This window comes from Actinorectispora metalli, assembly GCF_056323685.1.
Map to the genome: position 1 here is coordinate 1757917 of NZ_JBREYE010000002.1, position 26654 is coordinate 1784570.

The window sequence follows — 26654 nt, forward strand, 5'->3', positions numbered from 1 at the left end:
GCACTAGCGCCGGTGATCGACGGTGGGCTGGAACTTCTCTATCAGCTCCGGTCCGTTCGGATTGCGCGCGTCCACGAACTCGGTGGGGTCCGGAGACGGTACGGCGCGTCCTTCGGCGGGAAAGGTGCTCGGCTGCCTGCCCTCCACGGCTGCCCCGCGGCACCACGACGATGTCGTGGTCGCCTTGGTGCTCGATGTGGATCTCGTCGGCCAAGCCCTGGTCGGAGGCGGACTTCCGCGGCGGTGCTCCGCCGCGACGCAGACGGAGTCACCGCATCAGGGGTCAGCCGAGCGCGCCGTTGCGGGCGGCCTTCTCCCGGTTGGCGTTGTGCTCGTCGTTGGTGTCGGCGAAGCAGGAGGTGCCGTTCTTCTCGCACTTCACGAAGTACAGCCAGCCGCCCGATTCCGGCTTGCCCGCGGCCTCGATGGCCTCCTTGCTGGGCGCGCCGATCGGGGTCGGGGGCATTTCGCGGTTCTTGTACGTGTTGTACGGGCCGGGCCGCTCGCGGTCCTCCGACTTGGTCAGCAGCACCGGCTTGTCCAACACGTAGTTGACCGTCGAGTCGTACTGCAACCGCATGCCCTTCTCGACGCGGTTGTAGGTGACGCGGGCGATCTTGCCGAAGTCCTTGCGGATGCCCTCGCGTTCCACCATCGAGGCGACGATGAGCTGCTGGTAGGGCGTGAAGCCGGTGTCGGCGCCCACGTTGGGGAAGCCCATGGCCTGCAGTTTGGTGGCGGAGGCGGTCACCACGCCCTTGAGCGCGGTCTCGGCGTCGGCGCCGGGCTCCACGTGGTAGATGCCGGGCACGATCAGGCCTTCCAGGCGCCTGCTCGCGTCGGCCTTCTTCGCCGGGGCCAGCGCCCACGTCGGCACGCCCAGTTCGGCGAGGTCGGCGGTCTCCATGGCCTTCTGTACCTGCGCGCCGTTCAGGCACTCCGGCGGCTTCTTCTCCCCGCAGCTCGCCTCGGCGATCTTGGAGAGGATGCCGGGGGTCTTCTCGTTGTTCACGCCGGTCAGGTCGTGAAGTTGCATGCCGCCCTTGATCTCCAGCATGCCCGCGCGGGCCGCCGGGTCGATGATCCTGGCGGCGGCGGCCTTGCCGGACATCTTGGTCTTCATCCGGTAGAAGCCGGGTTGGGCGTTGCCCGCCTTGGTGTTGTCCTCGACGGCCTCGACGTAGGCGCGGGCGGAGGCGACCACGTCCTCGGCGGCCATCCGCTTGGCGATGGCGATCACCGGCTCGCCCTGCTTGATCTCCACGACGACCTCGGGGTCGCCGCCCGCGCCCTCGTAGTCGGCGTAGCCGCCGACGCCGAGGAACTGGCGCGCGCCGTAGAACACGGCGCCCGCGACGCCCAGCAGCACCAGCGCGAGCACGATCCAGGTGATCTTCTTGCGCTGCTTGCTGACACGCGGCTTCTTCTTCACCGGCACCCGGACACGCTGGGAGGGACGAGTGTCCTCCATGGTGTCACCGAACAGGCCCAGGTCTTCGCTCACGGTGTGCCCTTTCCGACTGCGCGAGCACGGGCGTCCAACCAGGACTGCAGGATCTCCACCGCGGCCACCTGGTCGATCACGGCCCGCTGCTTGCGACCCCGCACGCCCCGCTGGGCGAGAACACGGGTGGCGGTCACCGTGGTCAGACGCTCGTCGGCGAGTCGAACCGGCACCGGGGCCACGCGCCCGGCCAGTGCCTCGGCGTAGGACTGCGCGGCCACCGCCGCGGCGCCGTGCCGCGCCGCCAGCGTGCGGGGCAGACCTACCACCACTTCGACCACCTCGTGCTCGGCTACGAGCTCGGCCACCTGATCGAGGTCCCGACCGGTGGGCTCGTCCCGGGTCAGCGTAGTCAGCGGGGTGGCCAGCATGGGGGCGGGATCGCTCAACGCGAGGCCAACTCGCACTGAACCTACGTCGACGGCGAGGCGACGTCCCGGCCCCGGATCATCGGAACCGGGACGATCGGCCTCACGCGGTGCGGACATCGGTTCAGCGGCTCGCGAGTTCGCGGCGCAGCGAGTCCATGGCGGCGCCGACGCCGCCGGGGTTGGTGCCGCCGCCCTGGGCCATATCGGGCTTGCCGCCGCCGCGGCCGCCGATCTCGCCTGCGAAGGCGGGCACCAGCTTGCCCGCGGCCAGGCCCGAGTCGCGGGCGGCGGAGGTGGTGGCGACCACGAACGCCACCTTGCCCGCGGCCGGGTCGGCGGAGAACAGGGCGACCACGCCGGGTCGGTTGCCGAGTTTGTTGCGCACTTCCGTGACTACGGAACGCAGGTCGTTGCCGCTCACCCCGTCAGGCAACGCTGCGGTAACGAGTGCCACATCGCCAAGCTGCTCGGCGGAGTCGGCCAGCGCCCCCGCCGAGGACAGCAGCTGACCGGCGCGCAGCCGCTCCAGTTCCTTCTCCGCGGTGCGCAGCCGCTCCACGGTCTGCCCGATGCGCTCCGGCAGCTCCTCGGGGCGGGCCTTGAACTGCTCCGCCAGCTGCGAGACCAGCACGTGCTCCTTGGCCAGGAACCGGAACGCGTCCAGCCCGACCAGTGCCTCCACACGGCGGACACCGGAGCCGATGGAGGCCTCCGACAGCAGCTTGACCAGTCCGATCTCACCGGAGCGGTGCACGTGGGTGCCGCCGCACAGCTCCTTGGAGTAGTCGCCGATGGTGATCACGCGTACCGCGTCGCCGTACTTCTCGCCGAAGAAGGCGATGGCGCCGGAAGCCTTGGCGGCGTCCAGTGTGGTGATCTCGGCGCGCACCTCGTGGTCGTGCAGCAGCACGTCGTTGATCTCGTCCTCGACGTCGGCCAGCACGCTGGGCGCCACGGCCCCGCCGGGTGAGGTGAAGTCGAAGCGCAGGCGGCCCGGGGCGTTGAGGGAGCCGGCCTGGGCGGCCTTGTCACCCAGCGCGCGACGCACACCCGCGTGCACGAGGTGGGTGGCGGAGTGGGCGCGGGAGACCGAGCGGCGGCGCACCGTGTCGACGGTGGCGTGCACGCCTGCGTCCAAGGTGATCTCGCCGGAGACGACCTTGGCGCGGTGCACGTTCAAACCGGCGACCGGTGATTGGACGTCGAGCACCTCGAGTTCGGCGCCGTCGGCGACGATGCGGCCGGTGTCGGCAAGCTGGCCGCCGCCCTCGGCGTAGAAGGGGGTACGGTCCAGCACGATCTCCACCTCGGTGCCCGCGCCCGCGGCGGCGGTGGGGGCGCCGTCGACGAGCAGGCCGACGACCCTGGCCTCGGCGGTGAGGTCGCGGTAGCCGAGGAACTCGGTGTTGCCGTGGGTGTCGAGGACCGCGCGGTAGGCCGAGGCGTCACCGTGGGCGGTCTTGCGGCCCGCCGCGTCGGCCTTGGCGCGTTCCCGCTGCTCGGTCATCAGCCTGCGGAACCCGTCCTGGTCGACGGTCAGGCCCTGTTCGGCGGCCATCTCCAGGGTCAGGTCGATGGGGAAGCCGTAGGTGTCGTGCAGTTGGAAGGCCTTGTCGCCCGCGAGTTGCCCGCCGCCGGCGGCCTTGGTGTCCGACACGGCGACGTCGAAGATCTTGGAGCCGGTGCTCAGGGTGGCGAGGAAGGCCTGCTCTTCAGCCTTCATCACGGCCTCGATGCGGCCGTAGTCGGTCACCACCTCCGGGTAGGAGGGGCCCATGGCGTCGCGGACCACGGAGGTGAACTCGCCCAGCACCGGTTCGTGCACGCCGAGCAGCCGGGAGGAGCGGATGATGCGGCGCAGCAGGCGGCGCAGCACGTAGCCGCGGCCCTCGTTGCCCGGCGTCACGCCGTCGCCGATGATCATCACGCCGCTGCGGGCGTGGTCGGCGATGACCCGGAACCGCACGTCGTCCTCGTGGTTCACGCCGTAGCGCTTGCCGGTGAGTTCCTCGGCGCGGGCGATCACCGGGCGGACCAGGTCGGTCTCGTAGACGTTGTCCACGCCCTGCAGCAGGTAGGCGACGCGCTCGATGCCCATGCCGGTGTCGATGTTCTTGGCGGGTAGCTCGCCGATCGGGGGGTGGCCGACCTTGGGGCTGAGCTCACCCCGCTCGTCCTGCATGAAGACCAGGTTCCAGATCTCCAGGTACCGGTCCTCGTCGACGACCGGGCCGCCGTCGCGGCCGTGCTCGGGGCCGCGGTCGTAGTAGATCTCCGAGCAGGGGCCGCCGGGTCCGGGCACGCCCATGTCCCAGTAGTTGTCCTTGCCGTCGCGGCGCTGGATGCGCTCCTCGGGCAGCCCGGCGATCTTGCGCCACAGGGCGATGGCCTCGTCGTCGTCCTGGTAGACGGTGACCCAGATGCGGTCGGGGTCGAAGCCGTAGCCGCCGTCGTCCCGACTGCCGGTGACCAGCTGCCAGGCGAGTTCGATGGCGCCGGGCTTGAAGTAGTCGCCGAAGGAAAAGTTCCCGGCCATCTGGAAGAACGTGTTGTGCCGGGTGGTCTTGCCGACCTCGTCGATGTCACCGGTGCGCACGCATTTCTGCACGCTGGCGGCACGCGGGTAGGGCGGGCTGACCTGGCCAAGGAAGTAGGGCTTGAACTGCACCATCCCGGCGTTGACGAACAGCAGCGTCGGGTCGTCGAGGATGAGTGAGGCGCTGGGCACCAGGGTGTGGCCGTTGCGCTGGAAGTGGTTCAGGAAGCGCTGTCGGATCTCGTGGGTCTGCACGGTGGATTACCTCGTCACAGCTGGAACAGTGGCAATGGGGTCGCGGCAGCGGCGGAAGACGGAGGCGCTCAGCCTTCCGCCCTGCGCGCTCGCGCGTCGCGGCCGTAGGGACCGACCTCGCGGTAGCTGTAGGGACGCGCGTGGCGGCCCGCCCGGCCTGCCATGCCGGAGCGTTCGTCGACGAGGTCGGTGAGCTCGTGCTCGCGCTCGGACATGCCCGCGCGCACGTCCGCGCCGAAGGAGCCGATGGCACCGGCGAGTTCGCGGATGGCATCGCCCACATTGCCCGCCATGCCGGAGGGGGTGAGCTGTTTGGCGGTCTGGTTGACCTTGCGGGTGACAAAAACGCCTGCGGCGGCGCCGAGGCCCAGCCAGAACAGACGGCTCATCGGCGGCCTCCTCGCACGGCGAGTTGGCCCTCGCGCTTGGCGCGGCGGGCTTTCAGCGCCTTGCTCACGCCATAGGAGAAGGCGGCGGCCTTCACCAGCGGCCCGCCGAGGGTGGCGGTGAACAGCGAGGTCAGCGCGGAGACGTTGCCGCTGACCGCGCGGGCGTTGGCGGTGATCCCGTCCACCCGCTCCAGCTGCGTGTTGACGTGCGTGATCGTGGTGTTCGCGCCGTCGAAGAGCGGGTCGGAGTTCTGGTGCGCCTTGCGGATCGCGATGGTGGCCTCGTCCAGCGTGCGGGCCAGCTTCATCAGCGGGATGGCCAGCAGCACGACCAGCACCACAAAGGCACCCGCCGCGATGAGAGCGGCGATCTGGCCTGCCGACACATCTCCTCCTACAAGGGGCTTGCGATTGGCGTTGCACCCGACGGGGAAAGGCTACCGCGCGGGCGAACCGGGTTACGCGATGGCTGCCGCCAAGCGAGTGAACGGCATTCCTAGCGCTCAGGCCCCTGGGTTGTCATGAGGTGCGCTGACAGTGCGCTTCCGGACACGGGGCGTGATGCAGATCAATCTTGACGACGACACAGGCAGTTGGTGAGGTTAGGCTCCCCTAATACGCGCTCGGGTGTGTGGCGCTGTCCGACGGAGGTCACGTGACGCAGACGGCTCGAAGCCCGGGCTCGACCACTGCTCCGCATCCGTTTTCACCGGCCGCCACGCCCGAGGGCCTGGCCGAGGTCGTCGAGGCGCTGACCGAGACCGCGCGGGCACTGCGCACCAGGGGCCGGGGCGGTCCGCTGCCGGCTGGCAGCCCGCAGCAGGTGACCGCGGCGGTGCGGGCGCTGCTCGGTCCCGCGGCGGTGCCCACGCAGGGGCTCGGACCGGAGATCGCGCTGCGCAGGGTCGCGACCGCCCTGACCCGGTTCGGGGTGGATCTGGCGCACCCATTGGCCGCCGCGCACCTCCAGCCGCCCGCGCTGGCCGTCGCGGTGGCCGCGGACGCGTTGGCCAGCGCGTCGAACGCCTCGGTGGACACCTATGACTCGGGGCCGTCGGCGGTGGCGATGGAGCGCTGGCTGATCGAGGTGCTGGCGCGGCTGGCGGGACTGGGCGAGGCCACCGACGGGGTGTTCACGCCCGGCGGTTCGCTGTCGAACCTGATGGCGCTGCTGCTGGCCCGTGATGCCGCGGCGGCGACCCGGGGTGTCGACGTGCGTCGGGACGGCGTCGGCGCGCTGCGCAAACCCCTGGTGTTCTGCTCGGAACTGGCGCATTTCTCGGTGAACCGGGCCTGCGCGACGCTGGGCCTCGGCGAGTCGGCGATCCGACCGGTGCCGGTGGACGCCGGGCGGCGCATGCGGGTGGACGCGCTGCGCGCCATGTTTTCCGAAGTGGACGGAACGCCGATCGCGGTGGTGGCCACCGCGGGCACCACGGACTTCGGCACCGTCGACCCGCTGCCGGCACTGGCGGCGGTGTGCGCCGAGCACCGGGTGTGGCTGCACGTGGACGCCGCCTACGGCTTCGGCTGCCTGTTCTCCCCCGCGCTGCGCGGCAAGCTCGCCGGGCTCGCGGCGGCGGACTCGATCACCGCGGACCTGCACAAACTGGGCTGGCTGCCCGCGTCGGCGAGCGCACTGCTGGTGCGCGACGGGGCCGCGCTGGCACCGCTGCGCCGCGAGGTGGCCTACCTCAATCCGGGCGACGACGCCGAGGAGGGCTACGACGGACTGCTGGGGCACAGCCTGCAGACCACGCGCCGCCCGGACGCGGTGAAGGTCGTCGCCGCGCTGCTGGCCTATGGCCTGGAGGGGATGGGCCGGATGGTCGATGCCTGCCATGGGCTTGCTCGTTACGCTCAGCGCCGGATCATCACCGACCGCTGTCTTGAGCTCATCGCACCGGCCGAGTTGACGACCGTGGTGTTCCGGTTCCGCCTGAGCGAGAAAACCCTGCCCGAGTCGATGATTCCTCTGGAGGACAGGGTGAACGCAGCGCTGCGCCGCCGGCTGCTGCGTTCCGGTTCGGTACTGCTGGGCCGCACCGACGTCAGGTCGGGCCCCACGATGCGCACCTGCCTGAAGCTCACCCTGCTCAACCCGGACACCCCACCGACCGCCATCGACGAACTACTGGACGCGGTGGTGACGGCAGGCCAGGCCGAAACAGCCATCCAGGAGGGCGCGGCATGACCACCCCCGCTTCCCGCGACCTCGCGGTCGGCACGGCGAATTCGGCTAGGCTCGATTCGGGGGGTGCTGACACCGCGATCCTCCCCAGGGCGACATCATGCGCCCCCAGGGCGGCATCATGACCTCGCAGGGCGACATCATGACGACCTGGGGCGACCTCCCCGACAGCGCCGATCCTCTTTCCGGTGAACCCGCCCGGGCCGCGGCGCATGCGCATCTCGAGGCGTTGGTCCGGTGTTGGGTGCGAGAGAACGGGATCGCCGTCGCGCCGGGCGAGTTCACCGTCGCGCTGGCGGGGCTGCGGCTGTCCGCCAAGGTGCGGCACGCCTCGCCGACCGGGCTGCACCGCTTCGGGCCGTTCACCCTGGAAGGCGCGGACGGAGTCGTCGCCGCCGCCCCACCGGACCCCGCGCTCGTCGCCGGGCTGGTCGCGACCGAGGCCGCGGCGCAGGCGGGACGGGCGCTGCCCGAGGGCGAGGTAACCGACCTGATCGCACGCACCGCCGACTCGGTGCGTCGCGTGGCGACCTTCCTCACCGACCGCCGCGCCCACCCCGAGCCACCGTCCGAAGTGGACGCTTTCCTGGACGCCGAGCAGGCCCTGCTGCTGGGTCACCTCGTGCACCCCACCCCGAAAAGCCGCGACGGGATCTCCGCGGCCGATGAGGCCGCCTACTCCCCCGAGTTGCGCGGCCGCTGCGAGCTGCACTGGTTCGCCGCCGACCCCGACATCGTGTCCCACCACGCCGAACCGGGTTGGCCTGCGACCCCCGACCTGCTCGCCGACCTGGCCGAACGCGACGCGGGCGACCGCGTGCTGGTGCCCGCGCATCCCTGGCAGGCCAGGGAGGTCGTGCATCGGCCGGGCATCGCCGCGTTGATCGCCGACGGCAGGCTGGTGCCGCTGGGACCGTCGGGCGGCGACTGGTACCCGACCTCCAGCCTGCGCACCCTGTACCGGCCGGGCGCGCCGGTGATGCTGAAGTGCTCGCTGGGCCTGCGGGTCACCAACTCGCGCCGCGAGTTCGTCAGCGCCTTCCTGCGCCGCGGCCCCGAGGTGCACCGGCTGTTGGAAAGCGGCTACGCCGCCGACACGTTCGCCGCGCACCCCGACTTCTCGATCCTGCGCGACCCCGGATGGCTGGCGGTCGACGATCCGCACGGGGCCGACGTCACCGGACTTGAGGTGGCGCTGCGCGCGGTGCCCGCCGACCTCACCGAATTCCGCTGTCTGGCCGGACTGCTCGCGCCGCGGCCGGGCATCGGCCGGAGCATGCTCGGCGAGACCGTGACCGACGCGCTCGGCTGGTATGCGGGGTTCGTCGACCAGGTACTGGTGCCGATGCTGCACCTGTACGCGGCCACCGGCATCGGGTTGGAGGCCCACCAGCAGAACACGCTGATCCGCCTGTACTCCGACGGCAGCGTGGCGGGGGCGGCGTTCCGCGACAACGAGGGCTACTACCTCGCCGAATCGCACCTGCCCGCGGTGCTCGCCCGCACCGGGCTGCCCGGCTCGGACCTCGCGGTCGCCGCCGACGAGGTCGTCGACGAGCGCCTGAGCTACTACCAGCTTCGCAACCAGGCGTTCGGGCCGATCGGCGCGCTGGCCTGGGAGAACTTGGCCGCGGAAGCGGAACTGCTCGACGTGTTGGCGGACCGGCTGCACGCGGCGCTGCCCGCGCTGGCCGCCGCGGGACCGGACGGCGACCGGCTGGCGCGGCGGTGGCTGACCGACCAGACGCTGCCCTGCAAGGCGAACCTGCTGACCAGGCTGCACGGCATCGACGAGATCCGGGCGCCGCTGGACACGCAGTCGGTGTACTTGGAGGCGGCCAATCCGCTCGCGAAGCGGGCGTCCCGATGAGAACGCTGACCGAGATACCGCCGTTGCCCGCGCTGCCCGCACCGTGGGTGCTGCGCGTGTCGCGCCCGGACTCCGCCGAACTGGAAGTGGTGTACCGGTGGATGCGCTGCGAGCACGTCGCCGCCATGTGGCGCCGGGACTGGACGCGTCGGCGCTGGTCGGAGCACATCGCCACGGGCGGGGACGACGGGACGCTGCTGCCGTGCCTGGTGTACCGCAACCACGAGCCGGTGGCCTACCTGGAGATCTACCGGGTGCGCTGCCCCGAACTGCTCGCCGCCTACCGGTCCGCCCGCGGTGACCTGGGGCTGCGGGTGGCGATCGGCGAGGTGGAGCGCACCGGCAAGGGCATCGGGCGGATGCTGCTCCGCGGCATCACCGCCGCCCTGTTCGACGCCGATCCGTGCTGCGGCCGCATCATCGCGGTCCCTCGGCTGGTCGACCAAGCGGCACTGGGTGCCTACCTGGCCGCCGGGTTCTGCATGCACCGCAAGCTGATCAGGCAGGGCGACCCGCTCGCGCTGCTGCTGTGCACCCGGAGGAGGCGCCGGTGAGCGAACACGACATCGTGGCCATCGGCTGCGGCCCGTTCAACCTGGGCCTCGCCGCTCTGGCGTCCACAGCGGACGGAATAGACACGGTGGTGGTGGAGTCGGAACCGGAGCTGCGCTGGCACTCCGGGCTGATGTTCGACGACGCCATGCTCCAGCTGAGCTTCCTGGCCGACCTGGTCACGCTGGTGGCGCCCACCCATCCGTTGTCGTTCCTGGCGTATCTGTCCGATGTGGACCGCATGTATCCGTTCTACATCCGGGAACGCTTCCACCCGACGCGCCGCGAATACGAGGACTACCTGCGGTGGGCCGCGTCCCGGCTGCCATCGGTGCGGTTCTCCCACCGGGTGTCGAAGGTCCGGTGGGATACCGGATCGGAGCGGTTCGCGGTGTCGGTGCGGCGCGGGGACGACACCCGCCTGACGCTGTACGCGCCGAACCTGGTGCTGGGCATCGGCACCGAGCCCCATGTGCCGCCCGCCCTTGCTGAGCTGCCTCCGGACAGATTGCTGCACACCTCGCAGTATCTGCACCGCAATGCGGAGATCGAGCGCGCCGAGCGGGTCACGGTGGTGGGCTCCGGGCAGTCCGCGGCGGAAGTGATGCTGGACCTGCTGCGCGCCAACCTCACCGGTGGACCGGCCGTGACCTGGCTGACCCGCACCGAGGCGTTCGCGCCGCTGGACTACACCAAGCTGGTGCTGGAGATGACCACGCCGTCGTATGTGCGGTACTTCCACTCACTACCGGAACCCACCCGCTACAACCTGGTGTCAGCGCAGTGGCGGCACTACAAGGGCATCTCCGCGGAGACCCTGGATGCCGTCCACGACCTGCTGTACCAGCGCGAGCTGCGGCACGGGCTGGCGGAAGTGGAGCTGCGCAGCGGGGTGGCCGTCGAGTGGTCCAGTGTGGACGGTGAAGACAAGGCGGTGTTGCAGTGCAGGCACCGCGACACCGGGCGGGAGTTCACCCACGCCACCGACCTGGTGATCGCGGGCACCGGCTATCGCCAACGCAGACCAGACTTCCTCGCGCCCGTCGAGCACCTGATACGCCGGGACTCCCACGGCGGCTACCGGGTCGGCCTCGACCACGCGATCGAGCTGGACCCGGCCGTCAGCGGGCGCGTGTTCGTCGCCAACGCCGATCTGCACAGCCACGGAGTGGCCGCCCCCGACCTGGGCATCGGCGCGGTCCGCAACGCCACCATCCTCAACGCCGTGACCGGCCGCGAGGTGTACCGCCTGCCCAAGCACACCGCGTACAGCAGCTTCTCCTGCCCGGAGGAACGCAATGCCTGAGCTTCCACCGCAGCAGCAGTGGCGCAAACACAGCGCCGCCCTGCTGGCCAAGGCCATCGGCGAGATCTCCTTCGAAGGCATGCTCGAACCCGTCGCCGACGAGTCGGGCTTCTCGCTGCGGTTCCCCACCGCGGTGTACCGCTTCGCCGCCCGCCGCACCGCATTCGGCGGCTGGCGGATCGACCCGGACAGCATCACCCGCAGCGCGAGCGGCATCCTCGGCGACGACATCGCCGCGCCCGCGCACGACGTCGCCCAGTTCCTGGTGGACGCCGCGACCACGATCGGCACCACGGGTGCCACGCTGGCGGGCTACCTCAACGAGGTCACCGCGACCCTGACCGCCGACGTCGCGATGGCCGCCACCGCCCGGCCGTCCGCCGAACTGGCGCGCCTGGACCACGCCCGGTTGGAGGGGCACCTGACCGGTCACCCGTGGCTGGTCGCGAACAAGGGCCGGGTGGGCTTCAGCGCCGAGGACCTCGCCCGCTACGCCCCCGAGGCACGCATGCCGCTGCGGCTGCGGTGGTTCGCGGCGCACCGCGGGCTGGCGGAGTTCCACGGCACCCCCGACCTGTCCGAACACCGGCTGCGCACGAGCGAACTGGGCGAGGACCTCGTCCGCCGATTCGCCGAGCGACTGCCCGACCCCGATGCCTATGTGTGGCTGCCGGTGCACCCGTGGCAGGCCGACCACGTGGTTCGCACCCTGTGGGCCCCGTTGCTGGCGACCGGGCGCCTTGTCGAACTGGGCGAGTCCGAGGACAGCTATCTGCCGACACAAGCCATCCGCACCATGTGCAATGTGGACTCCCCCGGCCGGTACCAGGTGAAGCTGCCGCTGCGGATCCTCAACACCGCGGTGTGGCGCGGCATCCCCCCGCATTGCACGCGGACAGCGCCGACCGTGACGCAGTGGCTGCACGGGATCTGGCGCTCCGACAAGCTGCTAGCCGACTGGGGCACGGTGTTGCTCGGCGAGGTCGCCGCCGTCACCGTCACTCACCCCCAACTGTCCCAAGTCGACCAGCCGCCGTACACATGGTTGGAGACGCTGGGCTGCATCTGGCGCGAGCCCGTCAGCCACGGGCCCGACGAAAGCGCCTGGGCGTTGGCCGCGGTGCACCACGTCGACCCGGACGGGCGGCCGCTGGTGAGCGAGTACATCGACCGCGCCGGCGGGGATGCCGACGCGTGGCTGGCGGCGCTGCTGCGGGTGCTGCTGCGCCCGCTGCTGCACCTGCTCTACACCTACGGCATCGCGGTGAACCCGCACGGGGAGAACGTCCTGATCATCGCGGGCGCGGACGGGATGCCGGTCCGCGCGGTGATCAAAGACCTGATCGACGACGTCAACGTGTCTGTGGAAGCCGTATCCGAGCGCGGACCCGAGCCGGACTCCCACGCCCAGGTACTGCCGCGCAAACCATGGCGGATCTTGCGGCAGTACCTGGTCGACGCCCTGCTGGTGGGCGTGTTCCGGCCGCTCGCGGTGCTGCTGGAGGACCACCACGGTCTGCCGGAGTCCCGGCTGTGGGGCCGCGTGCGCGGGGAGGTCGAGGCGTATCGCCGCCGGTTCCCCGCACTGGCGGACCGCATGGATGCGGGCGACCTGCTCTCGCCGACGTTCGCCCGCTATCCCCTCAACGGGGACCGCCTGCTTCAGACGGGGTATGCCGAGTTGCCCTACCGGCACGCCATCCATCCCAACGGCGTGAACCCCAACCCTCTGCACTCCGCAACCCCTGTCACCCCAGAAGCTGAACGTGGGTGACGTTTGCCCTCGAAGGTGGCGCCGCGGCAAGTCTTGATGTTGAACTGGTGAAGCCGATCCGATTCGGCGGAACCGCCGGGGCGAGCTACTACCTCGCCCCGGCGGTCTCCCGACCTACGGACACGTTCAGAGCGGAAGCTGACCGGTCCGGATGTTCTCCAGGGCCTGGCCCGGGGAGGCGATCGCCGGAGCGACCGTGGGGATGCCGTTGCCCTCGGGAGCCACGATCGGCGCCACGACGGGCGCGATCTCCTGGCCCGCGGGAGCGACGGTGGGGATGACCTGCGGTGCGACGTTGGGCTGCACGGCGGGCTTGACCTCGGGCTTGACCTCCGGCTGCACGTTCGGCTGGGCGTTGACGCCCGGCTTCACGACAGGCGCCACGGTCGGCTGGATCGCTGGCTTGGCGTCGCCACCGATGATGGTCGGCGCGATCACCGGGGCGATGACCGGGGTGTTGCCGGAACCGATGACGGGGGCGATGACGTTGCCCTCGACGTCGTTGCCCGCCAGGGGCGCGACGATCGGCTTCACCACGGGCTTGACGGCGGGCTTGACGATGTTGCCCGCGGCCGGGGCCACGATGTTGCCTTCGGGAGCGATGTCGTTGCCCGCGAGCGGAGCCACAACCGGCTTCACCAGCGGAGCCACCACGTTGCCCGCGGGGGCGACGGTGTTACCGGCGGCGGGAGCCACAACCGGCTTGACCAGCGGGGCGACCTCGTTGCCAGCGCCAGGCGCGACAACAGGGGCGACCGTCGGGGTCACGGTGGGGATGACCTTCGCGACCGGAGCCAGCACGCTGCCCGCGGCGGGAGCCACCACCGGCAGGACCTCGTTGCCCGCGGCCGGAGCCACGACGGGGGCCAGCGCGCTGCCGCTCAGCGGAGCGATTTCGTTGCCCGCACCGGGGGCGACGACCGGAGCGACCGCGGCGGAGCGCTCCACCGGGGCCACGTTGCCGAGCTTGTCGGTGATCAGGGCGGGGAGCTTGGTGACCTTCCCGGCCACCACCTCCGGCGCCTGGGTCAGAGCGTCGGTCGACACCGGGAGCTGGGGGAGCTCCGGGGTGGCCACGGGCAGCTCGGAGGCCGAGGCGCTACCGGCACCCGCGATGGACGCCGCGCCAGCCGCGAACAGCACGGCGGACTGAGCGACACGCTTCAGGGGGTTGGACATGTTCGTTACTCCTTCAGGGTGGAGCCAGCTGCGGCCCGTAACGCAGGAGGAGCCTGTGACGATCTTCCTACGTTTGGGTTAGCGGGCGGAGCCTATCGACGGAAGATCAGTGACTTCCAGTCGGGCTTACCGCCCAAAACACCCCTAAAGGGGCGCAGACGTTAACGCTTGGGGTGAATTGGATATTCAAACAGTGAAGGCGAAGGCCTCACTCCCGTGTACTACCGGCCGGTAATGTGTTGGTCCAGACCGCCGGAAGGATGAGCAATGGCCTCACCTACCAGGCCCGATGGGCCGAAGACCACCCATTACGGCATCTGCAATCTTTGCGAGGCCAGTTGTGGTATTCGCTTAACAACTTCCGACGGCAAGATTCACTCGATCGAGGGAGATGAGCGGGATCCGCTGTCCCAAGGGCACATCTGCCCCAAGGCGGTCGCCCTCCAGGACATCTACGAAGATCCGGACCGGTTGCGGGCGCCGGTGCGCCGCACCGAGCATGGCTGGCAGGAGATCGGCTGGGACGAGGCCTTCGACCTCGTGGTCGACAACCTGGCGCGGGTGCGGGAACAACACGGCCGCAATGCCGTCGGCGTCTACCTCGGCAACCCGAACGTGCACAACTACGGCAGCCTCACCCACGGCCTGAACCTGCTGCGTGAGCTGCGCACCCGCAGCCGCTTCTCGGCGACCTCGGTGGACCAGCTTCCGCACCAGCTCATCGCGTACTGGCTGTACGGCCACCAACTGCTGCTGCCCATCCCCGACATCGACAACACCGGCTACATGCTGGTGCTGGGCGCGAACCCGCTGGCGTCCAACGGAAGCCTGATGACGGTGCCGAACGTGCGCAACCGCATCAAGGCACTTCAGCAGCGTGGCGGCAAGCTCGTGTTGATCGATCCCCGGCGCACCGAGACCGCGGCGGTGGCCGACGAACACCACTTCATCCGCCCCGGCACCGACGCCGCCCTGCTGCTCGCGCTGATCAACACCCTGTTCGCCGAGGACCTCGTCGCGCCGGGCCGGCTGGCCCCGTTGCTGGTGGACCTGGACGCGGTGCGGGAGGCCGTCGCGCCTTTCACTTCGGAGGCCGCGGCTGAGGCGACCGGGATCGACGCCGCGGTGATCCGCCGTATCGCCCGCGAGTTCGCGGCATCGGGCGCCGCGGTGTGTTACGGACGGATCGGGGTGTCCATCCAGCGGTTCGGCGCGGTCTGCCAGTGGGCGGTGCAATTGTTGAACATCCTCACCGGCAACCTGGACCGCCCGGGCGGCGCGCTGTTCACGCTGCCCGCGGTGGACCTGCTCACCACGGCGGGCCCCGGCCACTTCGGCCTGTGGCACAGCAGGGTCCGCGGCCTGCCCGAGTTCGCGGGCGAGCTTCCGGTGTCCACTCTGGCCGAGGAGATCCTCACCCCCGGCGAGGGCCGGATTCGGGCGATGCTGACGGTCGCGGGCAATCCCGTGCTGTCCACCCCGAACGGCGCGCAGCTGGACACGGCTCTGTCCGGCTTGGACTTCATGGCGTGCATCGACTTCTACATCAACGAGACGACCCGGCACGCCACCGTGATCCTGCCGCCGACCAGCGGCTTGGAACACGACCACTACGACGTGATCTTCCGCGCGCTGGCGGTGCGCAACACCGCGCGCTTCTCCCCCGCCGTGTTCGCCAAACCGGCGGGCGCCAAGCACGATTGGGAGATCTACGGAGAACTCGCCCGCCGCTACACGAAGCGCGTCGGCCGTGGCTCCTTCGCGGCGCGGCTCACGCGGGCGGTCGCCACCAGGTTGCGGCCCGATCAGCTTATCGGTTTGGCGATGCTGATCGGCCCGCACCGGATGCGGATGGGCAAGCTCAAGCGCAGTCCACACGGGATCGACCTCGGTCCACTTAGGCCCAGTCTGCCGGGGCGGTTGCGCACCAAGGACAAGAAGGTGCACCTGGCACCGACCGAACTGCTCGCCGACCTGGCGCGGGTCCGATCGGAACTGCTCGCCGAAGCACCAGAGGGGCTGCGCCTGATCGGCAGGCGGCACCTGCGCAGCAACAACTCCTGGATGCACAACTCGGCGCGGCTGGTGAAGGGCCGCCCCCGCAACCACCTGCTGATGCACCCGGACGACCTGGCCGACCGGTCACTGCGCGACGGCGAGGTGGTGCGGGTGTCTTCGCGGGTGGGCAACGTGGAGGTGCCGGTGCAGGCCAGCGAGGACATCATGCGCGGCGTGGTCAGCCTGCCCCACGGCTGGGGCCACGGCCGCCCCGGCGTGCGGCTGCGGGTGGCAGCCGAGCACGCGGGCGTCAGCATCAACGACCTCACCGACGATCAGTACGTCGATCCGCTCTCGGGCAACGCCGCCCTCAACGGCGTCCCGGTCACGGTCGAAGCCGCCCGGAAGGGGACGCCCACCACCGCTTCGGGGACGTCTTTACCGGCAGGTACTGCGGCAGAATCCTCGGGGTGACCAAGAAGCCGTATCACCTGGACAACATGGTCGCCCAGACCGGACCCGCCGTCTGGGCGAATCTTGATGGCGAAATGCGAGCCAAGTTCGAGGAAGAGTTCCGCGACGCTCTCAAGCTCACCTATGACGACTTCGACCTGGAACGCCTGGAGCTGGTCGTCAGGCGCTACTGGGCGGTCGCGCTGAACCATGCCAACCCCGACCCGGTGATCGACTACATCCAGGAGCGGTTGAAAGTGGACGACTGGTCCGTCGTGCACAAGACCAACGAAGAGCTGAAGGCCGAGATGAAGGCCCGCGACGAACGCCGACATCGGGACGCCTCATGAGCTACGAAGTCATACTGGTCAGCCACGCTCAGGATGTCGCGGACACTCTGCCTCCCGACGGGCGACGGGCATGGGACCGCAAGTTCCGGCAGCTTCAAGACGACCCCTATCGAGGTGCCGACTTCGATCCCAAGACCGACCGCTGGAGCTGCGCCTTCGAAAAATGGGGCATGGTGACCTACTCCATCAGCGACATGACGGTTCGAGTCACTGTGCTCCGTGTTACCTGGGCGGGCTAGCGGCGCAAGAGGTCGTAGGCGGCGGCGCCGATGAGTTCCAGGGAGACCTGGAGGCGTTCGAGGCTGATGTTGGCCTCGATGGTGTCCTCCGGGGTGTGGTAGGTCGGTTCGAGCAGGGCCGGGCCGCCCTCGCCGCGCCAACTGAAGTTCGCGGCGGCGATGCCGCGCTCGTGGAAGGGCACGTGGTCGCTGCTGCCACGCGCGACCGGGCCCTTGACTCGAGGGTCGTAGCCCAGCCGCTTCGCCGCGGCGGCCACGGCCGAGGTGGTGGCGTTCTGCCCGCCGTCCACCGATAACAACCAGTACTTGATGGCCGGATCGTGGCTCGTGGCGACCATATCGTTCTGGAAGCAGCCCACGATGCGTTGGGCCTCCACATCGGACAGGCCCTTGACGTAGTGCTTCGAGCCGATCAGCCCGTACTCCTCCGCACCCCACAGCGCGAACCGCACCGTCCTGCTCGTCGGCAGGTAACGCAGCACCCTCGCCAGTTCGAGGCACAGCACGGTGCCGCTGCCGTCGTCGTTGGCGCCGGGCGAGCCGGGCACCGAGTCGTAGTGCGCCGACACCATCACCACACCCTCGTCGCGGCCCGCCGGGATCGGCCTGCGCTCGGCGATCACGTTGTAAGAGGTGAGGTTGCGGTGCTGCACGGTGGTCACCCGCACCCGGCCGAGACTCGGTCGCAGCCGCTCGACCTGCACCTGCGCCAAGCCCAGCACGGGGATCGCGACCGGGGTCTTCAACGTCGGTGAGAACGCCGCGAGCTTGCGGTCGGGCGTGGCGCCGATCCGGCCCAGCAGGACCGCGACCGCACCGCGCTCGGCGGCGATCTGGTAGGCGGTGGGGTTGGTCTCCACCCCGGCGATCAGGACGATCTTGCCGGTGACGTCGGCGGGGATCTCCGCGCCGGTGCCGACGTCGATGACCTCCGCCTCGCGGGTCGCGTCCAGCAGGCCCTGCGGTGACGCACCGGTCTGCCAGGTGTCCGAGCCGAGGCGCAATTCGCCGAGGAACTTGTCGGCGACCGGGAACGGCTGCTCGGTGACCTCGTAACGCAGGCCGCGCAGCACGGAGGCGATGTAGTCCTTGGCGCGGTGTTCGGAGGCGGTGCCCGCGATGCGCGGGCCGATCTCCTCGCTGAGCACCTTCAGGTGTTCCAGCGCGCGACGGGACCGCACCCGGCCGACGACCGGGAAGTCGCCGAGGTCCAGGTCGGGTCTCCCGGTCGCGCCCGTGCGCTGCCGGGTCGCCGCGGCGGCCGCCAGTGGGTTGAGTCCGATCGTCGCCGCGCCCGCCAGCAATGCCGCACCGGCCAGCATGTCTCGTCGCCGAATACCCGCCACGCCACACCCCCGTGTTCCTTCTCTACCTGAACTAAAGGAAATTCGAGCGCGGCATACAAGGACCGAACGGACGCATGCATAACTTCGATACGTACATGTGTACACTCGATATGTACGGTCGTACGCATGGAGGAGGGGTCATGGGCTGGTTGTGGCTGATGGGGGCGATCCTGCTGGAGGTGTTCGCCACCACGAGCATGAAACTGTCGGAGGGCTTCACGAAGTTGTGGCCCAGCATCGGGATGGTCGCGGGCTACGTGGGCGCCTTCGCGATGCTGACCTTCGCGTTGAAGACCTTCCAGGTCGGCACGGCCTACGCGTTGTGGGCGGGCATCGGCACCGCGTTGGTCGCGGCGATCGGCATGGTGGCGCTCGGGGAGCCGTTCAGCTGGGCGAAGGTCGGGGGCATCGCCCTGATCATCGGGGGCGTGGTGATCCTCAACCTCAGCGGAGGCCACTGATGACGCGGCGCCCCCGCCGCCACGACCCGGACCGCCGGGACCGGCTGATCGACGTAGCCGAGCAGCTCATCGCCGAATGCGGCGTGCATGCGGTCACCCACCGCGCGGTCGCCGACCGGGCGGACGTGCCGTTGGGTTCGATGACCTACCACTTCGCCGACCGCGGCGAGATCATCGCGGCGGCGCTGCGTCGCTCCACCGAGCGGTATGAGGCGGAACTGTCGGCATGGATGGCGCGGAACACGGGCCGCGGCGATCTCGCCGAGTCGATGGCGGAGATGGTGGTCGACTACTGCTCGGGCGAGCAGCGGTGGCGCACCACGGTGGAGTACGAGCTTTACGTGGCAGGGCTGCGTGACCCCGGCCTGGCAGCCATCGCCCGCCGGTACGCCGAGATCACGGTGCGAATGCTCGGTGAGCTCACCGACCACGCGGCCGAACTCGCCGTGGTGATGGACGGCCTGATCCTGCAGCAGTTGCTGTCGGAGCGGCCGCCCGACCGCGAGTGGATTCGGACGGTGCTGGCGCGGGTTCTCCAGCCGGACTAGCCGCCGAGGTCGAACAAGCGGGCGGCTTGCCGACCGCGGTCCGCCTCACCGCGCCGCGGCGCATCACCCTCACGGTGCGTTCAGCCATCTCGGCGGCAGTCCCCGTCCGCAACGGCACTGAAATTCCGGCGACGTTCGTCGGGTTCCTTGGCACGTTCCGGTGGGTAGGGTTGGGTTTTGGCTTGGAGGAGCATGTACCGTCCGGAACTGGCCCCCATTTCCGGAAGCCTGCTGCTCTCCGCGCTGGTCGCAATTCTCCCTTTGCTCACCATTTTCACGGTTCTCGGCGTATTGCGGCGCAAGGCGCACTGGGCGGCGTTGATCGCGACGGGTATCGCACTCGCGGTGGCGATCGCGGTGTACGACATGCCCGCCCACCTCGCATTGCTGTCGGCGTCGGAGGGCGCGGCCTTCGGCCTGTTCCCGATCATGTGGATCGTGCTGGCCGCGATCTGGCTGCACCGCCTCACCGTGGTCAGCGGCCGGTTCGACGACCTCAGAGAAGCCTTCTGCGGGGTCAGCGACGACCCGCGCATCCAGGCCCTGATCATCGCCTTCTGTTTCGGCGGCCTGCTGGAAGCGCTGGCGGGGTTCGGCGCACCGGTGGCGATCACCGGAATCATGCTGCTGGGACTGGGTTTCACGCCGTTGCGGGCCGCCGCGACCGCTTTGGTGGCGAATACCGCGCCGGTCGCTTTCGGCGCCATCGCCACACCGATTCTCACCGCGGCGAACCTGACCGGGATTCCGGCCGAGGACATCGGCGCGTATGTGGGTAGGCAGACGCCCATCCTGGCGCTGTTCGTGCCGCTGCTGATGATGTTCATCGTGGACGGGGCGCGGGGAGTCCGCCAGACCTGGCCCGCCGCCCTGGTGTGCGGGGTGGCCTTCGCCATCGGCCAGTTCGTCAGCTCCAACTACGTTTCGGTCGAGCTCACCGACATCATCGCCGCGCTCACCGGCCTGGCCGCCATGGTGCTCCTGCTCCGCTTCTGGCAGCCACCAGGGCACGATCGACGCCCGGCGGAACCGTCGGCCGACAGGCGCCGCACCGCGCTGGCGTTCCTGCCGTATCTGATCGTCATCGCGGTCTTCCTCGCCGCCAAGCTCCCGCTCGCCGGACTGCTGGCCAGAGCCGATGTCGTCATCCCGTGGCCGGGACTGGACGGCAACGTGCTCACCGCCGCGGGCACGGCAAGCTCGGCCACCCGATACGTGCTGTCGACCCTGTCCACCCCGGGAACCCTGTTGCTGGTCTGCGGGGTCCTGGTGGCCATCGTCTTCCGGATCCGCCCCGCCGCGGCCGCAGGCGAGTTCGTGTCCACCGTCGTGCACCTGCGCTGGGCGATCCTCACGGTCGCCTCCGTACTCGCCTTGGCCTACGTCATGAACCTGTCCGGCCAGACCATCACGATCGGCACCTGGATCGCGGGCACCGGTGCCGCGTTCGCCTTCCTCTCGCCGATCCTCGGCTGGCTGGGCACCGCCGTGACCGGCTCGGACACCTCCGCCAACGCCCTGTTCGCGACGTTGCAGCAGACCGCCGCGGAACGGGCGGGCATCGACGAAACGCTGCTGGTGTCGGCGAACACCTCGGGCGGCGTGCTCGGCAAGATGATCAGCCCGCAGAACCTCACGATCGCCGCCACGGCCGTCGGCATGGACGGCCGCGAAGCCGAACTGTTCCGCCGCGTGTGGGTGTGGAGCCTCGTCCTGCTGCTCGGCATGTGCACCCTGATCTTCCTGCAATCCGGTGTGCTCGCGTGGATGCTGCCGTAGCGGCGGTACGCGGATTTGCGTAGCGCGGAGCCGTTCCAGCGCTGACGACCGGGCAGGGGTCGGCCGCCGACGATTGCGGCATGACGGAATTGCTGGTCGAGGCGCGAGGCCTCACAAAGTGCTATGGGTCGCGGCGGGCGGTGGACGGACTGTCGCTGACGGTGCGGCGCGGCGAGGTGTACGGGTTCCTGGGAGCCAACGGCGCCGGTAAGACCACCACGCTGCGAATGCTGCTCGGGCTGATCACGCCCACCGAGGGCAGCGTGACGACGTTGGGGGCCGAGCCGGGCAGCCCGCAGGCGCTGGCGCGGCTGGGGATGCTGGTGGAGTCGCCTGCGTTTTATCCCTATTTGTCGGGACGCGACAACCTGCGGGTGTTCGCCCGCTACGCGAAGGTGCCCGCCTCCCGGGTCGACGACGTGCTGGAGCTGGTCGACCTGACCGGCCGCGCCGGAGACCGCGCGGCGAACTACTCGCTGGGCATGAAGCAGCGGCTCGGGGTGGCGATGGCGCTGCTCAAGGACCCTGAGCTGCTGATCCTGGACGAGCCGACCAACGGATTGGACCCGGCGGGGATGGCCGATATGCGGGCGTTGATCCGCGGGCTGGGCGGCGGGAACCGGACCGTGTTGTTGTCCAGCCACCTGCTCGGTGAGGTGCAGCAGATCTGCGACCGGGTCGCCGTGATCGACAACGGGCGGCTGCTGCACGAAGGGACCGTGGGTGAGCTGCGTGGGCAGGGCGCGCTCAAGGTGCACGCGCGGCCGTTGGAGCTGGCGGGCGCGATCGCCGCCGAGGTGGTCGGCGCGGGCAACGTGTCCGTGCTGGACGACGACGCTCTGCTGCTCGCCACCGCACCGGAAACCGCCGCGCGAATCAACAGGGACCTGGTGCTGGGCGGAGCAGAGGTCAGCGCAATCCGCTGGTACGAGCCGTCCCTCGAAGAGATCTTCCTGAAAATGACCGCCGCCGAGAAGGCGGCCGACACCTCCACGGGAGGCAACTGATGTTCGCGAGCTTGTCCGCCGAGCTGCTCAAGTTCGGCAAGCGACCCGCGGTCTGGATGGTCAGCGCCGCGTGGATACTGCTCGGCCTGCTGTTCGGCTACCTGTTCCCCTACCTCGCCTACCGCTCCGCCACCGGGCCGGAGGCCGCGCTCGGTGAGGGCGCGCTCGCCCAGGCGCTGCCGAGTGACCTGGTGCCCAGCACCATCGGGGGCCTGCCGGTCTTCGCCGGAGCGCTGGCGTTGCTGATCGGCGTGCTCGCCACCGGCGGCGAGTACGGCTGGACCACCATGAAGTCCATGTTCACCCAGGGCCCAGGGCGGGTCGCGGTGATCGGCGGGAAGGTAATGGCGCTGGTCATGCTGTGCCTGGCGGTCGTACTCGGGGCCTTCGCCCTGGACGCGGCCACCAGCGCGGTCATCGCGTCCACAACGGACTCGCCGATGGACTGGCCGTCCACGAACGCGCTGGTCGAAGGCATCGGCGCCGGGTGGCTGATCTCCGTGATGTGGTGCATGGGCGGGGTGTTCCTGGCGACCCTGGTCAAAGGCACCGCACTCGCGGCGGGGATCGGGCTGGTGTGGGCGCTGGCGCTGGAGAACCTGCTGCGCCTGTTCAGCTCGCTGATCACCGGGTTCGACACGCTCCAGAAGTACATGCCGGGCACCAACGCGGGGGCGCTGGTCGCCGCGCTCGGCGGCAGGCAGCAGGGGCAGGCCGGGGGCACGCCGGGGGTCGTCGCGGTGGTCGACGGCACCCAGGCCGCGATCGTGCTCGCCGTGTACGCCGTGGTGTTCGTGCTCGTCACGGCCGTCGTGGTGAAGCGGCGCGACATCACATAATCGGGTCTTGACCGTTCCGCCCGGCGTCGATTTGACTGACGCCATGGCACAGTCGGACGACTTCCGCGAGCGGTTGCACGTCGACCTGTGCAAGATCACCAGCACCGGCTGTTAGGCGCCTGTCTTCGGACAGGCGCTTTCGGTCGGCGCTCGCGCAGCGCCAATCCCGCTTTCCTTCACTCCACAAATCCCGAGCGAGGATTGCTGTGCCCAACTCTCGAATTCTTCTCAACGCCTTCGACATGGCCGTGACCGGTCACCTCGCGCCCGGCGTCTGGACCCATCCGGACGACCGGGCGCACCGGTACAAGGACCTCGACTACTGGACGGATCTGGCGAAACTGCTGGAACGGGGCAAGTTCGACGGTCTGTTCCTCGCCGATGTGCTCGGCGTGTACGACGTCTACCAGGAGTCGCGCAATCCCGCGCTGCGGACGGGGACGCAGGTGCCGGTGAACGATCCGCTGCTGTCGGTCTCGGCGATGGCGGCGGTCACCGAGCACCTCGGGTTCGGGGTGACGGTGTCGCTGACCTACGAGCAGCCCTACGCCCTGGCGCGGAAGTTCTCCACGCTGGACCACCTCACCAAGGGCCGGATCGCGTGGAACATCGTGACGTCCTATTTGGACAGCGCCGCGGTGAACCTCGGGCTGGACCAGCAGATCACCCACGACAACCGGTACGACATCGGCGAGGAGTTCCTGGAGGTCACCTACAAGCTGTGGGAGTCCTCCTGGGAGGACGACGCGGTGGTGGCGGACAAGGCCACCGGGGTCTACGCCGACCCGGAGAAGGTGCACGCCATCGAGCACAAGGGCACCTACTACTCGGTGCCGGGCGTGCACCTGGCCGAGCCGTCCCCGCAGCGCACGCCGGTGCTGTACCAGGCGGGGACGTCCACGAAGGGCCGGGCGTTCGCGGCCAAGCACGCCGAAGCGGTGTTCGTGATGAGCCACTCCACCGAGGTGATCCGCCGTCACGTCGACGACATCCGCGCCCAGGCCGCCGGTTTCGGGCGCGATCCGCGCAGTGTCAAGGTGTTCGCGTTGATCACGCCGATCGTGGCGGAGACCGACGAGGCGGCGCAGGAGAAGTACCGCGACTACTTGTCGCGGGCCAGCTTCGACGGGGCACTGACGCTGTTCGGCGGCTGGACCGGCCTCGACCTGTCGGAGTACCCGCCGGACCAGGTGCTGGAGCACGTGCACAGCGAGGCGATCCAGTCGGTCGTGGAGAACTTCTCTAAATCCGACCCCTCCCGCACCTGGACGCCGGAGGAGATCGGGAAGTTCCTCGGCATCGGCGGCCTCGGCCCGGTCGCGGTCGGCTCCCCCACCACCGTCGCCGACGAACTGGAACGCTGGGTGGAGGAAGCCGATGTGGACGGGTTCAACATCGCCTACGCGGTCACGCCCGGCACCTTCACGGACTTCATCGACCTGGTCGTGCCGGAGCTTCAGCGGCGGGGCCGGGTGTGGCAGGACTACGAGGGCTCGACGCTGCGGGAGAGCATCTACGAGCCGGGCCAAGTCCGCCTGCGCGACGACCACCCCGGCGCCGCCTACCGCGGCGCACCGACGGCCTGACGCGCGGGGCGCCCGCGCACAAGATGCGCGGGCGCCCTACATGAAGATTCACCACCTGGTCGCGTGGCCGAGGGTGGCCTTGCCCAAACTGACCGCTCCCCCTGTCGAAACCGTGTGTCCACGGTCACCGTAACGATTGCCGTATACTGTACGGTATAGCGTACGCAACAGTGTGCGGAGAGAGGTCGAGTTGGCTGACAAGCAGGTAGTTCCGACTCAGGGTGGTGGGTTCACGCCGTCGGCGGAGGACACCGCAAGTGTGTTGGCGTGGTTCGCCGAGTGGGACCGGCTGGCCGCCGAGGCGGACGTAGAGAAGATGGCCGAGTTGACGATGTTCCCCGTCAACGCCGTGACCACCAACGCGGAAGGCGAGGGCTCGGCCGAATCCTGGGACCGGGAGACGTTCCTCAAACGGATGAGCGAGGCGATCAGCGGCGGCGGCGATGATGTGCAGATGGAGTCGGTGCGGACCCCGCACTTCCTGTCGCAGCACCTGGTCTTCGTGATCACCGACGCCACGATCACCATGGGCGGGCAGACGGTGCAGGCCCGCTACGGGGACCTGCTCGTCCACTCCAACGGCGGGTGGGTGTACCAGACCATGGCCCAGGGCGGCTGGGCCTCATAACGGGAACACGCCGCGAGCGGCAGGGCGGAACTCGCCCTGCCGCTCGCGGTCGTTCAGTGCTCGCCGCTAATGGCTTTACGCAGTTTGGGCAGGACGCGCTCGGCGCAGCCTGTGGTCGCGGCCGTTCAGTCGCCGCGAATTGCTTTGCGCAGCTTGGGAACGCGGTCGGACAGGGCGCGTTCGGCGCCGCGGGGGGTGGGGTTGTAGTAGTCGCGGCCGACCAGTTCATCTGGCGGGTACTGCTGGGTGAGCACGCCTTCGGGCACGTCGTGGGGGTAGCGGTAGCCCTTGGCGTTGCCGAGTTTGGCCGCGCCCGCGTAGTGGCCGTCGCGCAGATGGGCGGGTACGGGGCCGACGGCGCCCTTGCGGACGTCGGAGAGGGCGGCGCCGATGGCGGCTACCACCGCGTTGGATTTGGGGGCGGTGGCCAGGTGGATTGTTGCCTGCGCCAGGTTGAGTCCGGCCTCGGGCATGCCGATGAGCTGCACGGCCTGGGCCGCGGCGGTGGCGGTGAGAAGGGCTGTGGGGTCGGCCATGCCGATGTCTTCGCTGGCGTGGATGACCAGTCTGCGGGCGATGAAGCGGGGGTCCTCCCCTGCCTCGATCATGCGGGCCAGGTAGTGCAGGGCGGCGTCGACGTCGGAGCCGCGGATGGACTTGATGAAGGCGCTGACCACGTCGTAGTGCTGGTCGCCTTGGCGGTCGTAGCGGACCGCCGCTTTGTCCACTGTGGATTCTACTGTGGACAGCTCGATGGTGTTCGCACCGGTGGAGGTGGCGGATTCGGCGGCGGCTTCCAGTGCGGTGAGGGCGCGGCGGGCGTCGCCTGCGGCCAGGCGCACCAGGTGGTCCTCGGCGTCGGGGGCCAACTCCAGGGTGCTGGCGAGGCCGCGTTCGTCGGTGAGGGCGCGGCGAACCAGGGTGCGCACGTCCTCGTCGGTGAGGGATCGCAGTTGGAGTACCAGCGAGCGGGACAGTAGCGGGGAGACGACGGAGAAGAACGGGTTCTCGGTGGTGGCGGCGACTAGCAGCACCACCCGGTCTTCGACGGCGCCTAGGAGCGCGTCCTGCTGGGTGCGGGAGAAGCGGTGCACCTCGTCGATGAACAGGACCGTGGACTCGCTGCTGTGGCCGAGTCTGCGGCGGGCCTCCTCGATGACGGCTCGAACCTCCTTCACCCCGGCCGACAACGCGGACAGGGCGACGAAGCGGCGGCCGGTGGCCTGCGAGACGAGGGTGGCCAGCGTGGTCTTGCCGGTGCCCGGTGGGCCGTAGAGCAGGATCGACGCGGGAGCGGCGCCCTCGACCAGGCGGCGCAGCGGGGCTCCCGGGCCGAGCAGGTGGTCCTGGCCGAGCACCTCGTCCAGCGAGTTGGGGCGCATTCGCACCGCGAGCGGGGCGTTCGCCGACAGGCTTCGCTGCGCCTTCTCCTGGGCGTCGGCCTCGAACAGCCCTTCCCCGAACAGACCTTCGTCCACGTGTTCGACGCTACC

At 69.7% G+C, this 26654-nt stretch carries 23 protein-coding genes; 15 read left to right on the forward strand and 8 right to left on the reverse strand.

The window, feature by feature from the left end; all coding sequences use genetic code 11:
• Positions 1-283: 283 nt before the first annotated feature.
• The 5 genes from mltG to ACU6XJ_RS28540 form a co-directional block, all read right to left on the reverse strand.
• Positions 284-1504, reverse strand: coding sequence for an endolytic transglycosylase MltG (gene mltG / locus ACU6XJ_RS28520; protein WP_476318332.1), 1221 nt, complete (start codon positions 1502-1504; stop codon positions 284-286).
• Positions 1501-1992: a Holliday junction resolvase RuvX gene (ruvX, locus tag ACU6XJ_RS28525; RefSeq protein WP_476318334.1), complete on the reverse strand. Its 492-nt coding sequence runs from the start codon at positions 1990-1992 to the stop codon at positions 1501-1503. The genes mltG and ruvX overlap by 4 nt, the downstream gene beginning before the upstream one ends.
• Before the next feature lie 4 nt (positions 1993-1996).
• Complete coding sequence (alaS, locus tag ACU6XJ_RS28530) at positions 1997-4666, reverse strand: alanine--tRNA ligase (RefSeq protein WP_476318336.1); 2670 nt, start codon at positions 4664-4666, stop codon at positions 1997-1999.
• A 68-nt stretch (positions 4667-4734) separates the two neighbouring features.
• Positions 4735-5055, reverse strand: coding sequence for a hypothetical protein (locus ACU6XJ_RS28535; protein WP_476318338.1), 321 nt, complete (start codon positions 5053-5055; stop codon positions 4735-4737).
• A complete protein-coding gene (locus tag ACU6XJ_RS28540) occupies positions 5052-5441 on the reverse strand; it encodes a DUF948 domain-containing protein (RefSeq protein WP_476318340.1) in 390 nt (129 codons plus the stop codon). Before ACU6XJ_RS28540 ends, ACU6XJ_RS28535 begins: the two co-directional genes overlap by 4 nt.
• A gap of 269 nt (positions 5442-5710) precedes the next feature.
• Here ACU6XJ_RS28540 and ACU6XJ_RS28545 point away from each other — a divergent pair, with 269 nt between their 5' ends.
• The 5 genes from ACU6XJ_RS28545 (at position 5711) to ACU6XJ_RS28565 (ending at position 12748) form a co-directional block, all read left to right on the forward strand.
• Positions 5711-7249, forward strand: a complete 1539-nt coding sequence (locus ACU6XJ_RS28545; RefSeq protein WP_476318342.1) for a pyridoxal phosphate-dependent decarboxylase family protein — start codon at positions 5711-5713, stop codon at positions 7247-7249.
• A 97-nt stretch (positions 7250-7346) separates the two neighbouring features.
• The gene (locus tag ACU6XJ_RS28550) at positions 7347-9116 is read left to right on the forward strand and encodes an IucA/IucC family protein (protein ID WP_476318344.1); all 1770 of its coding nucleotides are present in this window, start codon (positions 7347-7349) and stop codon (positions 9114-9116) included.
• Positions 9113-9670 carry a GNAT family N-acetyltransferase gene (locus ACU6XJ_RS28555; RefSeq protein WP_476318346.1) on the forward strand — a complete coding sequence of 186 codons (558 nt, stop codon included), beginning with the start codon at positions 9113-9115 and terminating at the stop codon, positions 9668-9670. Before ACU6XJ_RS28550 ends, ACU6XJ_RS28555 begins: the two co-directional genes overlap by 4 nt.
• Positions 9667-10974: a lysine N(6)-hydroxylase/L-ornithine N(5)-oxygenase family protein gene (locus ACU6XJ_RS28560; protein ID WP_476318348.1), complete on the forward strand. Its 1308-nt coding sequence runs from the start codon at positions 9667-9669 to the stop codon at positions 10972-10974. The genes ACU6XJ_RS28555 and ACU6XJ_RS28560 overlap by 4 nt, the downstream gene beginning before the upstream one ends.
• The gene (locus ACU6XJ_RS28565; protein WP_476318350.1) at positions 10967-12748 is read left to right on the forward strand and encodes an IucA/IucC family protein; all 1782 of its coding nucleotides are present in this window, start codon (positions 10967-10969) and stop codon (positions 12746-12748) included. The genes ACU6XJ_RS28560 and ACU6XJ_RS28565 overlap by 8 nt, the downstream gene beginning before the upstream one ends.
• A gap of 126 nt (positions 12749-12874) precedes the next feature.
• Here ACU6XJ_RS28565 and ACU6XJ_RS28570 read toward each other — a convergent pair whose 3' ends face one another.
• On the reverse strand, positions 12875-13927 hold the full coding sequence (locus ACU6XJ_RS28570) for a hypothetical protein (protein ID WP_476318352.1): 1053 nt from the start codon (positions 13925-13927) through the stop codon (positions 12875-12877).
• A gap of 267 nt (positions 13928-14194) precedes the next feature.
• On the opposite strand from ACU6XJ_RS28570, the gene ACU6XJ_RS28575 reads away from it, so the two are divergent.
• From ACU6XJ_RS28575 to ACU6XJ_RS28585, 3 genes are read left to right on the forward strand one after another with little or no spacing between them, the layout of a single operon-like run.
• Positions 14195-16399: a molybdopterin oxidoreductase family protein gene (locus ACU6XJ_RS28575; RefSeq protein ID WP_476318354.1), complete on the forward strand. Its 2205-nt coding sequence runs from the start codon at positions 14195-14197 to the stop codon at positions 16397-16399.
• Positions 16396-16728, forward strand: a complete 333-nt coding sequence (locus ACU6XJ_RS28580) for a DUF6247 family protein (protein WP_476318356.1) — start codon at positions 16396-16398, stop codon at positions 16726-16728. The genes ACU6XJ_RS28575 and ACU6XJ_RS28580 overlap by 4 nt, the downstream gene beginning before the upstream one ends.
• Positions 16725-16967: a hypothetical protein gene (locus ACU6XJ_RS28585; protein WP_476318358.1), complete on the forward strand. Its 243-nt coding sequence runs from the start codon at positions 16725-16727 to the stop codon at positions 16965-16967. The genes ACU6XJ_RS28580 and ACU6XJ_RS28585 overlap by 4 nt, the downstream gene beginning before the upstream one ends.
• Here the strand turns inward: ACU6XJ_RS28585 and ACU6XJ_RS28590 are convergent.
• Positions 16964-18313 (reverse strand): M20/M25/M40 family metallo-hydrolase, encoded by a 1350-nt coding sequence (locus tag ACU6XJ_RS28590; protein WP_476318360.1) that lies wholly within the window; start codon positions 18311-18313, stop codon positions 16964-16966. The two genes, ACU6XJ_RS28585 and ACU6XJ_RS28590, sit on opposite strands and share 4 nt — an antisense overlap.
• A 140-nt stretch (positions 18314-18453) precedes the next feature.
• Here ACU6XJ_RS28590 and ACU6XJ_RS28595 point away from each other — a divergent pair, with 140 nt between their 5' ends.
• The 7 genes from ACU6XJ_RS28595 to ACU6XJ_RS28625 all read left to right on the forward strand — a co-directional run bounded on the left by ACU6XJ_RS28595 (position 18454) and on the right by ACU6XJ_RS28625 (position 25161).
• Positions 18454-18774, forward strand: a complete 321-nt coding sequence (locus ACU6XJ_RS28595; protein WP_476318362.1) for a DMT family transporter — start codon at positions 18454-18456, stop codon at positions 18772-18774.
• Positions 18774-19322, forward strand: coding sequence for a TetR/AcrR family transcriptional regulator (locus ACU6XJ_RS28600; RefSeq protein WP_476318364.1), 549 nt, complete (start codon positions 18774-18776; stop codon positions 19320-19322). The genes ACU6XJ_RS28595 and ACU6XJ_RS28600 overlap by 1 nt, the downstream gene beginning before the upstream one ends.
• 192 nt (positions 19323-19514) lie before the next feature.
• On the forward strand, positions 19515-21101 hold the full coding sequence (locus ACU6XJ_RS28605; RefSeq protein ID WP_476318366.1) for an L-lactate permease: 1587 nt from the start codon (positions 19515-19517) through the stop codon (positions 21099-21101).
• An 80-nt stretch (positions 21102-21181) separates the two neighbouring features.
• A complete protein-coding gene (locus tag ACU6XJ_RS28610) occupies positions 21182-22108 on the forward strand; it encodes an ABC transporter ATP-binding protein (RefSeq protein ID WP_476318368.1) in 927 nt (308 codons plus the stop codon).
• A complete protein-coding gene (locus tag ACU6XJ_RS28615) occupies positions 22108-22947 on the forward strand; it encodes an ABC transporter permease (RefSeq protein ID WP_476318370.1) in 840 nt (279 codons plus the stop codon). The genes ACU6XJ_RS28610 and ACU6XJ_RS28615 overlap by 1 nt, the downstream gene beginning before the upstream one ends.
• A 206-nt stretch (positions 22948-23153) precedes the next feature.
• Complete coding sequence (locus tag ACU6XJ_RS28620; protein ID WP_476318372.1) at positions 23154-24533, forward strand: LLM class flavin-dependent oxidoreductase; 1380 nt, start codon at positions 23154-23156, stop codon at positions 24531-24533.
• Between the two features lie 172 nt (positions 24534-24705).
• Positions 24706-25161 carry a nuclear transport factor 2 family protein gene (locus tag ACU6XJ_RS28625; RefSeq protein WP_476318374.1) on the forward strand — a complete coding sequence of 152 codons (456 nt, stop codon included), beginning with the start codon at positions 24706-24708 and terminating at the stop codon, positions 25159-25161.
• 125 nt (positions 25162-25286) lie between these two features.
• Here ACU6XJ_RS28625 and ACU6XJ_RS28630 read toward each other — a convergent pair whose 3' ends face one another.
• A complete protein-coding gene (locus ACU6XJ_RS28630; protein ID WP_476318376.1) occupies positions 25287-26639 on the reverse strand; it encodes a replication-associated recombination protein A in 1353 nt (450 codons plus the stop codon).
• Between the last annotated feature and the right edge of the window lie 15 nt (positions 26640-26654).

What these genes read in the sequence shown, in the direction of transcription:
- ACU6XJ_RS28565 (WP_476318350.1), top strand. Translation starts at nt 10,967, where the DNA reads ATGCCTGAGCTTCCACCGCAGCAGCAGTGGCGCAAACACAGCGCCGCC.
- ACU6XJ_RS28610 (WP_476318368.1), top strand. Translation starts at nt 21,182, where the DNA reads ATGACGGAATTGCTGGTCGAGGCGCGAGGCCTCACAAAGTGCTATGGG.
- ACU6XJ_RS28600 (WP_476318364.1), top strand. Translation starts at nt 18,774, where the DNA reads ATGACGCGGCGCCCCCGCCGCCACGACCCGGACCGCCGGGACCGGCTG.
- ACU6XJ_RS28535 (WP_476318338.1), bottom strand. Translation starts at nt 5,055, where the DNA reads ATGAGCCGTCTGTTCTGGCTGGGCCTCGGCGCCGCCGCAGGCGTTTTT.
- ruvX (WP_476318334.1), bottom strand. Translation starts at nt 1,992, where the DNA reads ATGTCCGCACCGCGTGAGGCCGATCGTCCCGGTTCCGATGATCCGGGG.
- ACU6XJ_RS28555 (WP_476318346.1), top strand. Translation starts at nt 9,113, where the DNA reads ATGAGAACGCTGACCGAGATACCGCCGTTGCCCGCGCTGCCCGCACCG.
- ACU6XJ_RS28570 (WP_476318352.1), bottom strand. Translation starts at nt 13,927, where the DNA reads ATGTCCAACCCCCTGAAGCGTGTCGCTCAGTCCGCCGTGCTGTTCGCG.
- ACU6XJ_RS28605 (WP_476318366.1), top strand. Translation starts at nt 19,515, where the DNA reads ATGTACCGTCCGGAACTGGCCCCCATTTCCGGAAGCCTGCTGCTCTCC.
- ACU6XJ_RS28550 (WP_476318344.1), top strand. Translation starts at nt 7,347, where the DNA reads ATGCGCCCCCAGGGCGGCATCATGACCTCGCAGGGCGACATCATGACG.
- ACU6XJ_RS28615 (WP_476318370.1), top strand. Translation starts at nt 22,108, where the DNA reads ATGTTCGCGAGCTTGTCCGCCGAGCTGCTCAAGTTCGGCAAGCGACCC.
- ACU6XJ_RS28575 (WP_476318354.1), top strand. Translation starts at nt 14,195, where the DNA reads ATGGCCTCACCTACCAGGCCCGATGGGCCGAAGACCACCCATTACGGC.
- ACU6XJ_RS28585 (WP_476318358.1), top strand. Translation starts at nt 16,725, where the DNA reads ATGAGCTACGAAGTCATACTGGTCAGCCACGCTCAGGATGTCGCGGAC.
- ACU6XJ_RS28595 (WP_476318362.1), top strand. Translation starts at nt 18,454, where the DNA reads ATGGGCTGGTTGTGGCTGATGGGGGCGATCCTGCTGGAGGTGTTCGCC.